We start from the raw sequence: 14,058 nt of genomic DNA, 5'->3' as shown, positions 1-14,058 counted from the left end.
ATTAGGGATGTCGGGGTCAGTGGTCGTCGTTCTCATCCACCCCGTCGAGGCGGCCCTTGACGAACGTCGTCACTTCGACGAGGGCGCGATCGTGCCCATCCGACGGCAGCAGGTCATGTCCTATGTCGAGTCGTTCGAGAACCTTCGCGACGTGCCGGTCAGCGAGCGCCCGGAACTCCGGGTCGGTACCCCGAGGTTTGCTCAGGTCCAGCGGGATCGTCGGGTCGAGCACCGTGCGCACAACCAGGTCATAGTGGCGGACGTGCCGGGCGACCAACTGCTCGAGTTGGTCGATATTCGCTGGATGTGGTTGAGCGCCACGGTATTCGAGTGCGGCTTCGTAATACCCGAGTGCATCCGACACCGGCCGGTCGATCAGGACCACGTCGGCCTGTGTCCACGCATGCGCCTCCAGCGACATTCCACGCGTGATGATCCACAGTGTGGATGCCCAGGTGTGTTCGTGCAGGATCGGCAACCCGTGCTCGGCGGCCTGCGCGCCGAGGTCGGCGACGACTGCCACCTCGACGCGGTCGCGATGCAGCTGTTCGGCGATCCGCTGGAGAAACGTGCTCTTGCCGGTCGAGTGCGTCCCCGTGACGGCGATCGTCACGGGGCGCACGAAATCGGTGTTCACCACAGTCGCCCTTCCGGTTCTCTGGGCTGAATGAACTCCGCTGGCGCTGCGGCTTGCACGAGTTCGTCCCAGCCGAATCCGCTGTCGTCGACCAGCCGAACCAGCAGCTGCCAGGCTGCCCAGGTGTCCCACCCGGCGCGGTGATGGCCTTGGTCGGATATCGCGGTGGTGTCCAGTTCGGCGTGGGTGACCAGCTTCTCCAACGCGTAGCCGCCGATGCCGGGCCATACCGTCTTGGCGAGTTTCAGCGTGTCGAGCACCATCGGTGGCGTCCAGCCCGGCAGGTGTTCGGAGATAACCCGTCGTTCCAGATTGGCGTTGTGCGCGATGAGGATCCGATCGGTCAGTGTTGCCTCGATCTTGTCCGACACCTCCGGCCAGGTCGGGCATTCGGCGACGTCGGTGTTGGTGATGCCGTGCACCTTTCGGGTCACAATGGGGGTGATCGGGCGGGCGGGGCGGATCAGCCACGACCGCATCTCGTCGGCCTCCACCGTCTCGCCCGATACCGCCAGGATCGCGATCTCGATGATTTCGGGCGGTGTTTGTCCGTTGCCTTCGACGTCGACCACGGCGAAGTCTTTGCCGTGCAGTGCGTTTGGAACGATCATCGTGCTGTCTCCTGAGTGTGAGTCCATCCGATGTCGGCGCGACCGTGGCGACCGATATGGTGCGGGCGCTTGATGTCGTTTACCTGGTACCCGAGATTGTGCTGGAGGAAGTTGCGTCGCCCTTCGGGTAGGCCGTCCACGATCACGGCCCGGTTGGTGATCTCGAGCATGTTGCCGCCGAGGCGCTGAACCCACGCCGCGGTCGATTCCTCGCCTGGGCGACGCAAATCCTCAGCACAGCGTTTGATCTGCGCGACCGGGCAGATATCGCACAACTCCCGCGCGCCGTAGTGCCCGTTGTAATCGGCAACGCTGTGTGCGAACGTCACCCCGCAACTGGTCTTACGGAATAGCGGCGATCCGAACCCGGCACGGTTGGCCAGGATCCGCTGCTCGAGCAGTTCGGGGAAAATCTTGCGGGACGGGCCCCCGTCGTACAGCTCGGGAAGACCGTTGTCCCGGTAGTAGTCGCGGATCTGGTCTTTGAAGAAGAGGCCGGTGAACACGGTGGCGTGGGCGAAATGGCTGAGTTCACGCGCCCGGTCCAGGTGGGAGTCGGAGTCGTTGAGGCCCGGCACGATCGGCCGCCAGTACAGGATCACGCGATAGGACTCGGCGTGCTCGAACGCGGTCCGCAGGGACGCCGCCGCGATATTGGAGTCGACTGGTTCGATGCGCTCGTCATCAATTCCACTGTGTGTGACCAGGATCGTCAGCCGGATGTTGTGGAAGCTGTTGAGGACCGCGCAGTCCTCGGGTTCGATCCGCCACCGCGTGATCACTAGGACGTGGTTGGTGATGCCCTGCTCGTCGAGCAGCCGCAGCATTTCGAGGGTATGTGGCTTCACCGCGGGCAGCATCGGGTCGGTCGCCCTGTTCAACAGCTGGATCGGGGTCACGTGGGGTCGGAAGTGCTTGTTGCGCAGCAGCATCCGCGCAGCAGCTGCTTCGTCCATCAGCCGCCGGGGCACCTTCATCTCGAAGTTTTCGAAGGTGTGGCGCACGCAGTAGGTGCAATCCAGCGGGCAACCGATGATCCAGTTCGCCGACAGCCCGCTCTTGCGGTAGTCGATCACCCGTTGCAGTCCTGGATCGAGCTCGGCCTGCTGATCTGGGGTCAGGATGGGCAACGGCCTTCGGGTGGTCGCTCGAACTTCTAGCGGCACACTGATCGGAACTTGGGAAGTGCTCATGAAAAACGCCCCTTCATATGAAGCGAACCATCGTCGATCTGGTGGCTACGATTCTGGGGACCTGACCAGTGATGCAGAAGCGCTGAATATGCATATTTTTTATGCACGCGAGCAATACTCATGCTGACCGAGGGGGAAGGGCTTGTGTAATGGTCGATTTCGATACGCCACCTGACCTGTGTCCCCGGTGCGCAGGACCGGCACCGGCGGGGCTTCTCTGCGGGCGATGCCGAGGCGCTGACGAGCGGCTGCCACCGCTACCTGATCACGCATGGTGGTCAGGGGACCTTCGCCAGGCCCTCGATGCCCGCGACATCGGAAAGGCGATCCGGACATACCGACATCATCCCCACCACGGGCGCCATCGGATAAACCAAGAGGACATGGCGCGGTGGCTGTCGATCACCCAGGGACACCTTTCTCGCATCGAGCAAGGCCGCGTACGGGTGACCAACCTGGACACGCTGTCGACGTACGCGCGCATATTGGAAATACCGCCGCCACTGCTGTGGTTCGAACTCCCGCCTGATCGACAAGATCCAGCGCCTGCGCCGCCGCGATCGAGCATCGTGCTTCCAGAGCGGCTGGCCGCGGCAATCTCTACGCCGACGGACGTTCAACTGGCCGACGCGCTGCTGTCCACGTTGTCCGGGCACTCGGTCCGCGACCAGCTGGCCGGGCCACATGACTTGATTGGCGTTGTGCGGCAAGACATTGCATTTATCGACCAGCGCCTAGCCGCCAGCCGCAACGGCAGCAGAGGTCGTAGCCGACTGCAATACGTGGCGGGTCGCTATGCCGAACTGCTGGGCTGGCTACACCAGGACTCTGGAGATCTCGATGCCGCCGAATCCTGGTCCAGGATCGCCCTCGCGCACGCCAAAGACAGGGACGATGCCCAGTTCCACGCCTACGTGCTGATGCGCAGTTCCAACATCGCCACCGACGCCGGGAACCTGTCCACCGCAGAAGATTTCATCGACGAAGCGCTGTCACACGCTGATGCCCTCACTTCACAACAACGGGCTGTCTTGCTGCGCCAACAGGCAATCGTCAATGCGGCACGCGCGCGATCAGGCGCGCGCGCCGACGTCATGGCGTGTGTGGACGCGCTGACGCGGGCCGCGGAAGCAGCGTCCGAGCCACCCGACGGCCAGGATGATCTCGCCGGCTACTGCTCACCGGCATATGTGGCGATGGAGGCCGCGCACTGCTGGATCAAACTCGGGCACCCCGAGAAAGCGCTGACCATCCTGGAACAGCGGCTCAGTGACTGGAGTGCCGACAGCCGCCGTGATCTCGGGATGGGACTTGCCAGGCTGTCCACAGCGCACGCAGGAGTAGGTTCGTGGTCGGAGGCGGTGGAGGTCGCAGGGTATGCGGCTACCATCGTGGCCGACACCGGATCTCACCGCACGCTCAACCAGCTACGCACTACAGCGACCGTATTGCATGCGGCGGGCCAGACCGGTGCCGCGCGAGAGTTGACCCAGCAGCTACGCATCGCGCAACGCACGAGCCAGTCACGGTAGGAGCCTCGAGTGGAGTTGATGACCACCGCCAGTTCGACCGACGTCGCCGACAATGGCGCCCGTATCGCGGTGCTGCCCGTCGGCAGTTTCGAGCAACACGGTGACCACCTACCGCTCATCACCGACACCGTCATCGCCTGCCTGATCGCGCGGCAGCTCGCCGAAAACTACCCACTGCTGCTCCTGCCGCCCTTGACGATCTCCTGCTCGCATGAGCACGAGACGTTCGCCGGAACTGTCAGCCTCAGCCCGGCGACCGTGATCGCCGTCATCAGCGATATCCGTCGCTCACTCGCCCGATCCGGAATCACCACTCTGGTGCTGGTCAACGCCCACGGCGGAAACTACGTCCTGGGCAACATTGCCCAAGAGGCCAATACCACCGGCCGCAACGTCGTGGTCTATCCCGGTCGGGATGACTGGGACCGCGCGAGGGAGGCAGCCGGAATGGACACCGACTCCCACGATGACATGCATGGTGGCGAGCTCGAGACGTCGATCCTGCTGCACGCCAAACCCGACCTGGTGCGGCCATCGTTCCGGCAGGCCGATCACGAGGCGTCCGAACGTCCGCATCTCCAACTGCTCGGCATGTCGGCATACACCTCGAGCGGAATCATCGGACGCCCCTCAGCAGCGACCGACGTGAAAGGGAAGGCGGCGCTGGACGCCCTTACGAAGTCGTTCGGTGAATACTTCACGCTGATTACGCATGCAGAGGCGAAGGAGTAGGTCGACTCTCGACCGCGGCGTCAATCCTGCGCCATCGCTGCTGCGACTGTAGCCTCCCGTCCAGCAACGAAGCCTCCGCACTTCCCTGGACGCGCTATCTGCGACGCAACGGAGTCGCTGTCGACGAAGGCGTCGATGGTGCCGGACTTACCGGCATGAAGGGGCGAACCATCGGTTTGCAGACCCGTGCACGAGCTTTGGTGACGGGGCCGCAGGTGACCATCGAATGCTGTTCTGGCTCTGTGCGATCGATGGTTCCGCGCCTTACAGTCCGAGGTCATCCCCTGGCCACCGGTGAGATGTCTCGGCACGGTAGTCGATGATCTCTTGGGCGATATCGTCGGCGGTTTCGGTGTGGCGGTGTTGTTGTTCGTGCGCGAGTTGAGTTGGGCTGAGTGTGCGGCGTCGCTGTTGTTCGGCGCGGTATTGGTTGAGCTGTTGGTGGATGTTGGCGATGCGTGTCCGGATCTCGTTGTCGGCGTTTGCTCGTAGGTCGGTGCTGTCGTGCCGGTGGTCGCGAATGGTCGCGGCGTCGGTGTCCAGGAGTTGATCCCAACCGTCGGGGGTGCCGGCGAGGAGGATGGCGTCGCGGTTGGCTTGGCGTGCGGTGGCGCGTGCGGTGCTGTGGTTGCGGCTGCGGGTGGTTTGTTCGGTGATGAGGGAGTCGATGCGGGCTTGGAGGACACGGCGGTGGCTGCGGCGATAACCGGGTGTGGAGTCGAGTGCGGCGCGGGCATCGGCGAGTTCGGTGGCGGTGGCGTGGAAGGCTTTTGCGGCGGTGTGGAGTTGCTGGTCGGCGGTGCGGGCGGCGCGGATCGCCTGTTGCGCTGCGGTGTGGCGGCGGATGTGTTCGTCGGTTCCTGACTCATGATCTGGGGTGTGCTGGGGCGGGTTGAACAGGGCGGTGTCGGTGTCGGCGAGGGCTAGGGCTTGGTGCAGTTCGTCGATGTGGTGGTCGAGTTGGGTGTCGGTGAGCGCGAAGAGCGGATTGTTCACCGCTGGGTCGGTGACGGTTGCGGCGGTGGGTGTTTCAGGTGTGGTGTCGGGTAGCGGGTGGGTGCGGATCCAGGCTTCGATCGCGGCCCGGTGTGCTGGGTTGTGGGTGGTGCGCCAGTCGCGGCGCAGTATCGCGCGGGCGGCGGCGGGGGGTTTGGTGGCGGCGATGTGGGTGCAGCGTGCGTTGATGTGGTCGGCGGGGTCGTGGTCGGGGATGCCTTGCTGGTTACTGTCGCGGCATTCGCCGCATAGCCCGTCGTCGGCGCGGCGCGGTGGTATGGGGGAGGCGTCGGTGCGGGTGCGTTGGAGACTGCAGGCGACACAGCCCAATCCTCTGGTGTCGGGCAGGGCGGCGCGGTCGTAGTCGAGCGGGCGGTACTTCCGGCGCGCATCGGGTAACACTGGCCGGTAGTAGTGATTCGGAACCCCGTCCGGAATCACGTTGTCGTAGGGCTGGTCGTCGACGTCGGCGCGGGTGTCGTGGTAACCCTGCTCGGTTCGGCGGGCATCGATCTGTGCGTCGGTGAGCTGGTTGCGGCGTGTATCGGGGTCGAAGTGGGTGGGGTGGTCGCGGGCGACTTCGCGGCGCCGGTCGCGGCGGTAGCCGGGTTCGGCTGGGCGGGTGGGGATTTGGTAGACGTGCGGGTCGCTGGCTGGTGTGCATGCCTCGATGAGTGCACGATGCTCGGGCAGACGCTCGGCAGCCCACCGCAACCGTGCGCGGGCGACGGGAAAGGCATTGCGGTAGAGGGTTTCGGCGATGTCGGCGAGGACGATGTGTTGTTCATCGGTAGCGATATCGGCGAGCTCGCCGAATACATCGACGGCGGCAGCGATCTGGCCGTTGCGGAACAGTTCGGCCACCTCACGAATACGGTCAGGGAATTGCGCGGCGACGGGTTCAGTTCCGACGTCGACATCGGAGGCCGAAGGTGACGCAGGTTCGGGAGTCATTGTCTGACGGCCTTCCTGGTTGTATTCGGGTTGCGGTGGTGCAGCAGAGGGTGTGGTGGACTCGGGCGAATCCGCGTGATGAGGCGGATCGGCGGCGGGAGTGTCGGTGCGTGGGGTGGGTGTGTGGTGCAGGAGTGCGTCGATGCGCCAGGCCAAAGCGCTGGCGAGTTGGTCGGGGCGCAGGCCGGCGGTGTCGTCGGGTTGGGCAGCGAGGAGCAGTTCGTGCGCGGTGGTGAGTAGTTGCTGGGGTGTCCATGTGGTGCCGGTCGCGCGGTCGATCGCAGCGACCACACGCGGCCACGCCGGGTCGGCGATGACGCGGTCGGCGGCATCATCCCCGAGCACAGCGCGCAGATCGGTGATCCAGTCCGGGCGCAGGTTTCGGTGGCCGAGACCGGTGTCGAGCGCGGAGGGCTCCAACTCCAGGCGCGACCACAGCGCGGCGGCGGGCATCTGATCGGGCAGCGGCCGCAGCGCCGCGGCGTCGGTGAGCCGGGTGTGGATGTCGATTCCCGCGCGGGAGGCGACTTCGATCTTGTCCGCGAGTACAGGCCAATACGGATCTTTCACGACGCGGGCCTCCAACCGCTCGACGGTGGCGGCCCACTTGTTCACCGGCAAACGGATGTCGCCGAGCGCGTGGGTGACTCGTTCGTCGAGGAGCTGTTGGTGCTCACGTTCGAGCACGCCGTAGCGGGCTGCTCCGGTGGGGCGCATGTCGCGGTCGTCGACATGCAGACTGGCGCGCCAGACCGCGAGATCGCCGAGCAGCCGCGGATCGGTGCCGACGAGAGGTCGCGCCCAGTGCGGCGCTGTTACCGGAGTCCACTGGTGGCTGTCGCGGCGGATCTGAGCCGCGAGGTCGCCGACGATGCGGGCACGCGCGGTGAGTTGTGTGGAGTCGAGGTCTTCGCGCAGACCGCGCGGGATTGCTTGTGCCCACGGCAGCGGTCCGGTGCCGGTGGAGTGCACACCGGAGGGGTTCAGACGCCAGTCCAATACCGCGGCAACATCATCGGCGGTGTCGAGTTCCCGCGCCCCGGCTGCGGCGTGCAGAGCAGCGATCGGGTCGCGCCCCGACAGCGCGATCATCGCCAGATGCTGACGCAACACCGGGTAGGCCGGGCTGTCGGTGAGGTTGGGACGCAATGCTTCCGCTGCGGCGTCCAGACGCTCCAGACCATCAGCGCCGAGGGCATTTTCGGCGGCGACACCGAGGGCGTCGAGGTAGATATCGAGTGCGCGCCCGATCCGCGTGCGTGGGTCGAGTGCGTCGCGTAGTTGTGTGTGTGCCGATTTTTGTGCGCCGTCGTGGCCGAGGATGCGCAGCAAAACTTCGACGGCGGTGCGCGGAAACACCGCCGGTTCACTCCAGAACGAGCCTTCACTGCCGTCCAACGCGGTCGGGATGTAGGCGTGGTTGGCGTACACACCGCGGGTGAGTGCGACGTAAAGCTGTTGCCGGGATTCACCTCCAATGAGCGCGACATGACAGGTGTCGGCGGTGATTCCCTGCGCGGAATCGATCGTCGTGGCGTACCCGAGGCGCACATGCGCGGTCACATAGTCGGCGGGAAGCCGCACACTCGCACCGTGTTTTCCCCCGGAACGCAGGTGCGTGACGGTGAGGCTGCCGTCGTCGTGGACGGCGGTGACCCTCCAGGCGTAGCCGTTGCGCACCCAGTCGTGTGCGCCCAAACGTAGGCGTGGATTGTTGCGGCGGGTGCGGATCGTGTCACCGACCGAGGCCCCGAGACCGTCGGCGAGCACGCACTCGGCACCGACAACGCCGCCGGTTCGGGTGATGCGATCGGTGCGGGCGCGAGCGTTGAGCGCTTTGACCACGTCGTGGTTTGCGGTCAGCATGATCGCGTCGCGGCCCGCGAGATGGTCAGCAGCCCAGGCGGTGTAGGTGTCATCGTGGGTCGCGCCCAGGTGGCCCGCGTGCACGCGAGCATTGTCGAGATACCAGCCCAGAGCGGCCGGATCTCCTTCGCGCAGCGCCAAACTGGCCGTCGCTTCCGCCGTGGAGGCGAACCGCACAACGTGGGTCAGGGTCAGGGTGTGCTCGGGAGCGGCGTCATTCATGTCTGCGTCCGCGCCGCCGGCGTCGATCGCGGGCAGCTGCTGATCGTCACCGATACAGCGGACCGTCGCACCACGAGACGCCAGAAACCGCAGCAGCCGAAGCCGTTTAAGGTTACTGAGCTTGACATGCTCATCGACGATCACCAACGTGCCGGAGTCGATTTGCAACACCCATTCCGGCAGCGGCGGCGGGACATCCCGATCCAACGCCGGGTTGTCCGGACGCGGTGTGTGACGTGACAACACGTCGAGGACCTTGTCGACGGTCTCGACCCGGGCGCCGATCGACTCCCCGAGCACCGCAGCAGCGGACGCGGTAGGAGCCAGGCCGAGAACTTGGCCGCCGCTGGTGTGCCATGCATGGGTGAGCACGGCCATCGCGGTGGTCTTGCCTGATCCGGCGGGGGCGTTGGCGGTATGCACTCGTAATCCCGAGGTCGCGAATCCTTCGATCACACTGACCTGCCCGGCATTCAACGGCCTATCCGGGTGCAGCGTGTTGTAGTCGCGCACCGCCGCAGCCACGGTGTCGGGGGTGAGTTGGCGGGCGCCGGACTGCACCGACAGCTCGATCAGCTGCTTTTCCACCGACAACGTGTGCGCCGAGGTATACAGCTGCGAGCCTGCGGCCGTATAGACGCTGGAGCCGTCGCGACGACGCAACAGCTCAGGCACCGTACGCAATTCGGGTGCGTCAGCGATATCGGGGTCGCCGCGTCCGATCGACTGTGCCGGTGAGAGTGCCTCGGTCAAGACGGCTTCGGTGGCCTGTTGCCAATCCTGGCCTCGGATGCGGCCGCGGATCTGCCGCTCGGCTTCGGCGCGCACGTTGTTGGGCCGCCAGGTCGCTCGATGCTCCGCCACCACCTCGAGCACACGCTCGGCCGTGTTAGTGATCCACTGCGCCGACACCGGAACACGCGGCGCACGAATCGGATTCAACGCCGCCACGACCATCCGCGACAGCGGTTCCCGGCCGCCGAGCAGCGCGACGGCTTCGGTCCGCCAGTTGGTGCGTTGTTCGGCCAGTGAGCGCTGTTGGTGTTTGGCGGGGCGGGTTTCCAGGGTGGCGCGCTGGGCGAGGTCATAGATTTCGCCGGGGACGGGTTCGCGGCCGAACTGGTGTTGGAAGTCGGCGGTGAGCTCGCCCAAGCGCACTTTGATCGCGGCTTCGCGCCGTGACCACGCCTCGATCAACCTAGGTGGTATGCCGACGATTTCGCGGATCGGCCGTTTGGTGGGATCGGTTCCGGCGCGTTCGGTGAACTCCACGCCCACCGAATCTTCGAGATGATGCTCCAGGCGGGTGTTGTAGATCTCGGACACGGTGACCAGGCCCTGGTAGATCGCGCCACCGTAGAGGGTGCGCCAGCGCCCGTCCAGGGCGCGAACCCGGTTGGCGATCAGGACGTGGGTGTGCAGGTCTGGGTCGCCGGCGCGGCTGTCGCGGTGGGTGAACTGTGCTGCCACGATGCCCTCGACATCGACCTGCCGGATCCCATTGCGCCCCAACCGGGTGAACACCGCGTGCTGCTCCAGCCAAGCCAGTGCGTCACCGATCGCGGCCTGATGTGCGGCCTCGATCTTCTCCGCGACCGCGCGCGGCGCCAGAGCCCACAGCACTGACACCGACTTCACCGGCGAGAAAGTGATGTCGAAACCTGCGACCGCGGTCGTGTTCGGGCGAGAGTTCTGTGCCACCCACCCCGACAATTCACGCTCATTCAATGGCGCACGGTCGTAGGTTTCGATGAACATTTGTGTCGCGACAGTGGTGCGAATACGCGCCCGTTCAGTGTCGGGAATGGCGTCGTGCGGGTCTGAACCGCGCACAATATTGTGTTGCTCGAATGCCTTCGCGCACCGTTTCCGGAAATCGGAAACCTCGGCATAAACCCGAAACGGGTTACCCAAACGAGAGGATTTATCGGCTGCGCGGGCAGCATCTTTGTGTTTCGCGCCGAGGCGGATCTGTTCGTCATAGACAGCGGTTTCGATCACGTCGGCGTTGGGATGACGCCCCAAACCGAACAGCGATTTCATCTGCTCTTCGGTGACTTCATCACCCATGGTGATGCCGAGAGACCCCAGGCCGGTGCCGTGCCAGCGCCCCGGTGCCTCCCCGTGCGCGGAGTAGTAGTCGGCCAGGCTGGACCGGCCGCGAGCGGGATTATCGTTCGCGGCGACATTACGCAGGTAATACTGATAGCCATTGCCTGCCACGACTTTATGAATTGTCGCGGTCATATATCCATCAGGCACGTATCAGGCGATTACCGCAATGGGTTGGATTTGACTATTTTTTAGTCAAATCAAGCAAATCCCCAGGTCGTTACCAAACCGTTACCCTCAATGAAAGAGGTGTGCTTGTGAGGAAGAGATAAAGAGAGGAAGGAGGAGGGGGTAGTAGAAGAAGTGTACGGGAGGTGAGGTATGTAGATGGGTGGATGAGGGCGATGTGTAGAGAAGTGTTGGGAAGAGTGAGGCGACACGGCGGTCGGAGGGTGCTGGTGAATGGGGATGGAGCGGTTGATCCCGGCCCGCGCTGCGATCGGAGTCGTCGGCTGCCTGCGGGCGGGCCGGTCACACTCACCGTGGCGGTCGGGCGCGAAGTGCCGCGAGCGGGTCGAGGTCGGGGTCGAGGGTCAGGGCGGCGAGGGTGTGGCCGTGGCAGGGTTTGGGTGCGCACCAGCAGCCGAGGACTTTGTGGGCGAGTTCGCGGCGGCGGAGCCGGGCGAGGAGGTCGGGCCGGTCGGCGAGGTGTCGGGCGTGAGCGGTGAGTACGTCGTCGCGGTTGCCGTCGCGTCCGAGGATGTAGGGGTTGCCCCAGTTGCTGGTGCGGTCGACGGGCACGAACAGGCGATGGCGGCGTGCCCAGTCGATCAGGTGCGCGTGTCCGCTGGCGGCGCGCATCGACACCACGACTGGCCGCCCGGTGGCCAGGGTCTGGTGTAGGTCGGTGATGGTGAGGTGCGCGGGGTCGGTGGGCGGTGCGAGGTCGGTCATGGCGAGCGGGTTCCTTTCGGGTCGGGGGTGCTGCCGGTCTGGATACCCCCTGACCGGGCACCGAGGGTGGGGTGGTGGGAGGTGGGCTCAGCTCGCTGGGGCGGGAACCGGCGTCCAGCCGTGGGACTGGCAGGTGTAGTGGCGGTCGTCGAGCCCGACGAGGTCGCCGACCGAGAGTGAGCGGAGTCGCTTGGCGTACAAGGCGTCGGTGTGGGCGTGGTGGTCGTCGTCGTGTTCGGGATGGTCGTTGAACGCGGCGAAGACACGCTCAAGCAGAACCTCGTCGGTGTCGACCGCCGGGTCGACGCGCAGCACGAAGTCGTAGGCCAGCGCCACCGGTGCGCCGGGCCGGTATCCGGTCAGCAGGGCGGCGGGGTCGATGTTGAGGTAGACCCGCACCCGGACCCGGGTCGAGCGGGGTGCGAACACGGCGTCGCGTAGCGCGCGCATGGCGCGGCGGGCTCGGTTCGGGAGTCGATGCACGGTCGTGCTCCTGTCGGATCGGGGGAGGTTGGTGACCGGTCCGCCGCAGGGGTGTCGGCACTGCGGCGGACCGGCGAACAAGGTGAGGAGGGTCGAGCAGGGGAAGGTCAGGCCACCGACGCGGTGCGGGCGGTGGTGGGGACGAGGCCGAGGTCGATGCGGCAGTCGGTGCAGTAGTTGTCGGCGTGCACGATGGTGTTGCGTGCGCAGGCGTCGCAGCGTCCGATGCGCTGCCCGGCCCCGAGCGCGGCGCCGCCTCGGCGCGGCCGTCGCGCGGCGGGGCGGGGTGCGCGCTGCGGCTGTTCGAGGTTCATCGCCATCCATCGGGTGATCAGCCGCCAGGTCGGTCCGGTGTTCGCGGCGGCGGTCCGCACCCGGTCGAGCAACGCCCGCACCTGCGCGGGATGGGCGGCGGCGATGTACGCGCACCGGGATTCGACGAAGGTCCGCATGCCGAACCCGGCAGGAAGGACGGGGATGGCGGGGTGGGCGTCGGCGCGGCAGACATCGCAGAGCCCGTCGTCGCTGACCACAACCCCGTCACGGGCGTGGAAGGGTCGGCGGTCGCGGGCGGGTCGGTCGATCCAGCAGCCCACGCACGGCCACCCGAGATACGGGGTCATCGCCGCGAGGTCGTAATCCAACCCTGAGCCCTGCCAGGTGGACTCGCGGAGGTCGAGTTCGCTGTAGGGCAGGTATTCGTCGCGGTCGCTGGGGACCGGGATCCCGGTGCGGCGTTCGGCGAAGCGTGACTGGTCGGCCGGGGTGATCCGCGGCGGCAACTGCGGCCGGGTGCGGCGGGCACGCGCGCGCCGGATCCGCGGTTCGGGTTCGGTGCCGTGCTGGCGCAGGAATTCCCGCGCCGCGTCCTCGAGACCGGCGTGACGGCGGTCGTGGGCGATGTGGCGTTCGGGGAGCTCGGGTGCGAGCAGGTGCCGGTCGGCTTCGGTGTAGCACTCGGCGACGTGCAGGAAGTAGCTGCGGTCCCACAATTCGGCCTGCACGTGCGCCCACACCATCCCGGCCTTCTTCCGGGGTTCGGGCACCGGCGGGGTCCGGTCGTCGTCGACCGCGGTGTCGATCGCGTACAGCCGGTGGGCGGCATAGCCCGCGTACTCGCGGTGGCGGCGTTCGGCCACCGTCAGGTCACGCTCGCGGTGGCGCAGGCTCACCATGGCGAGGGTGGGGGCGGGGATTCGGGCACGGCGGGCGGCGATCGCCTCGGGTCGGTAGCGGGCGGCGTCGGTCGCCGCGGTGGGGGTGGCGGTGTAGCGGTCGCGGTATCGACAATCGCGGATGGAGCGACGCACCCATTCGGCCGCCTCGATCGAGATCTCCGACTGCTGGGGAAGCTCGGGCCGGTACAGCCCGGGATCACCCTCGGCGGTGTGATCGACGATCAGCGTGCGGAGCTCGGGGCGGGACTTGGCCATCCACCCGAGCTGACGCGCGGCGGTCTTCCACGGGGACCGGGTCATCAGGTCGGCGGCGCGGTCGAGGAATTCACGCTCGACCGGGGAAGCCAATGCCAGCACGGCGGTGAACCGTTCCCGCGCGGCGTCGGGATCGGTGTCGAGCAGGTACTCGATCTCCCCGAGCGCGGCGGCAAACGGGGAAACAGTCTGCGCGAGTTCGCCGACGGGCGCGGCAGTGGCGGTAACGGTGTCCGGTGCGTTCAACGTTGCGGTCATCACTGGGTTCCTGTTCTGTCGTGGAAACAGCTCGGCCCCGCACCGGAGGCACGCACACGCGTACGTAACCCCGGCACGGGGCTGGGCGGCTGGTCGTCTGACCCGCCTGAGTGCGGCCGACCAGGGTGGGAGCCC

9 protein-coding genes are annotated in these 14,058 nt (G+C 66.2%); 2 read left to right on the top strand and 7 right to left on the bottom strand.

Annotation, left to right across the window (positions count from 1 at the left end; all coding sequences use genetic code 11):
- Positions 1–16: 16 nt before the first annotated feature.
- Genes ACQP2U_RS24790 through ACQP2U_RS24780 form a run of 3 tightly spaced genes read right to left on the bottom strand, consistent with a single transcriptional unit; the run spans position 17 to position 2,441 of the window.
- Complete coding sequence (locus ACQP2U_RS24790) at positions 17–637, bottom strand: AAA family ATPase (protein ID WP_433709683.1); 621 nt, start codon at positions 635–637, stop codon at positions 17–19.
- Positions 634–1,248, bottom strand: coding sequence for a 3'-5' exonuclease (locus ACQP2U_RS24785; protein ID WP_433709682.1), 615 nt, complete (start codon positions 1,246–1,248; stop codon positions 634–636). The genes ACQP2U_RS24790 and ACQP2U_RS24785 overlap by 4 nt, the downstream gene beginning before the upstream one ends.
- A complete protein-coding gene (locus ACQP2U_RS24780; protein WP_433709681.1) occupies positions 1,245–2,441 on the bottom strand; it encodes a radical SAM protein in 1,197 nt (398 codons plus the stop codon). Before ACQP2U_RS24780 ends, ACQP2U_RS24785 begins: the two co-directional genes overlap by 4 nt.
- A 383-nt stretch (positions 2,442–2,824) precedes the next feature.
- Between ACQP2U_RS24780 and ACQP2U_RS24775 the strand changes: the two genes are divergently transcribed.
- Together ACQP2U_RS24775 and ACQP2U_RS24770 are read left to right on the top strand one after the other, a co-directional pair.
- A complete protein-coding gene (locus ACQP2U_RS24775; RefSeq protein WP_433709680.1) occupies positions 2,825–3,973 on the top strand; it encodes an XRE family transcriptional regulator in 1,149 nt (382 codons plus the stop codon).
- An 18-nt stretch (positions 3,974–3,991) separates the two neighbouring features.
- A complete protein-coding gene (locus ACQP2U_RS24770) occupies positions 3,992–4,705 on the top strand; it encodes a creatininase family protein (RefSeq protein WP_433716574.1) in 714 nt (237 codons plus the stop codon).
- Between the two features lie 264 nt (positions 4,706–4,969).
- On the opposite strand, the gene mobF is transcribed toward ACQP2U_RS24770, so the two are convergent.
- From mobF to ACQP2U_RS24750, 4 genes are all read right to left on the bottom strand, one after another.
- The gene (gene mobF / locus ACQP2U_RS24765; RefSeq protein ID WP_433709679.1) at positions 4,970–10,990 is read right to left on the bottom strand and encodes a MobF family relaxase; all 6,021 of its coding nucleotides are present in this window, start codon (positions 10,988–10,990) and stop codon (positions 4,970–4,972) included.
- 342 nt (positions 10,991–11,332) lie between these two features.
- Complete coding sequence (locus tag ACQP2U_RS24760; protein ID WP_433709678.1) at positions 11,333–11,749, bottom strand: DUF4326 domain-containing protein; 417 nt, start codon at positions 11,747–11,749, stop codon at positions 11,333–11,335.
- 87 nt (positions 11,750–11,836) lie between these two features.
- On the bottom strand, positions 11,837–12,232 hold the full coding sequence (locus ACQP2U_RS24755; protein WP_433709677.1) for a hypothetical protein: 396 nt from the start codon (positions 12,230–12,232) through the stop codon (positions 11,837–11,839).
- A gap of 107 nt (positions 12,233–12,339) precedes the next feature.
- A complete protein-coding gene (locus ACQP2U_RS24750; protein WP_433709676.1) occupies positions 12,340–13,923 on the bottom strand; it encodes a hypothetical protein in 1,584 nt (527 codons plus the stop codon).
- Positions 13,924–14,058: the final 135 nt, after the last annotated feature.

The sequence above is a fragment of the Nocardia sp. CA-084685 genome (genome assembly GCF_050955785.1).
Lineage (GTDB): Bacteria > Actinomycetota > Actinomycetes > Mycobacteriales > Mycobacteriaceae > Nocardia.
This window is presented reverse-complemented; position numbering and strand designations above follow the sequence as displayed.

What these genes read in the sequence shown, in the direction of transcription:
- ACQP2U_RS24785 (WP_433709682.1), bottom strand. Translation starts at nt 1,248, where the DNA reads ATGATCGTTCCAAACGCACTGCACGGCAAAGACTTCGCCGTGGTCGAC.
- ACQP2U_RS24780 (WP_433709681.1), bottom strand. Translation starts at nt 2,441, where the DNA reads ATGAGCACTTCCCAAGTTCCGATCAGTGTGCCGCTAGAAGTTCGAGCG.
- mobF (WP_433709679.1), bottom strand. Translation starts at nt 10,990, where the DNA reads ATGACCGCGACAATTCATAAAGTCGTGGCAGGCAATGGCTATCAGTAT.
- ACQP2U_RS24770 (WP_433716574.1), top strand. Translation starts at nt 3,992, where the DNA reads ATGACCACCGCCAGTTCGACCGACGTCGCCGACAATGGCGCCCGTATC.
- ACQP2U_RS24750 (WP_433709676.1), bottom strand. Translation starts at nt 13,923, where the DNA reads ATGACCGCAACGTTGAACGCACCGGACACCGTTACCGCCACTGCCGCG.
- ACQP2U_RS24775 (WP_433709680.1), top strand. Translation starts at nt 2,825, where the DNA reads ATGGCGCGGTGGCTGTCGATCACCCAGGGACACCTTTCTCGCATCGAG.
- ACQP2U_RS24760 (WP_433709678.1), bottom strand. Translation starts at nt 11,749, where the DNA reads ATGACCGACCTCGCACCGCCCACCGACCCCGCGCACCTCACCATCACC.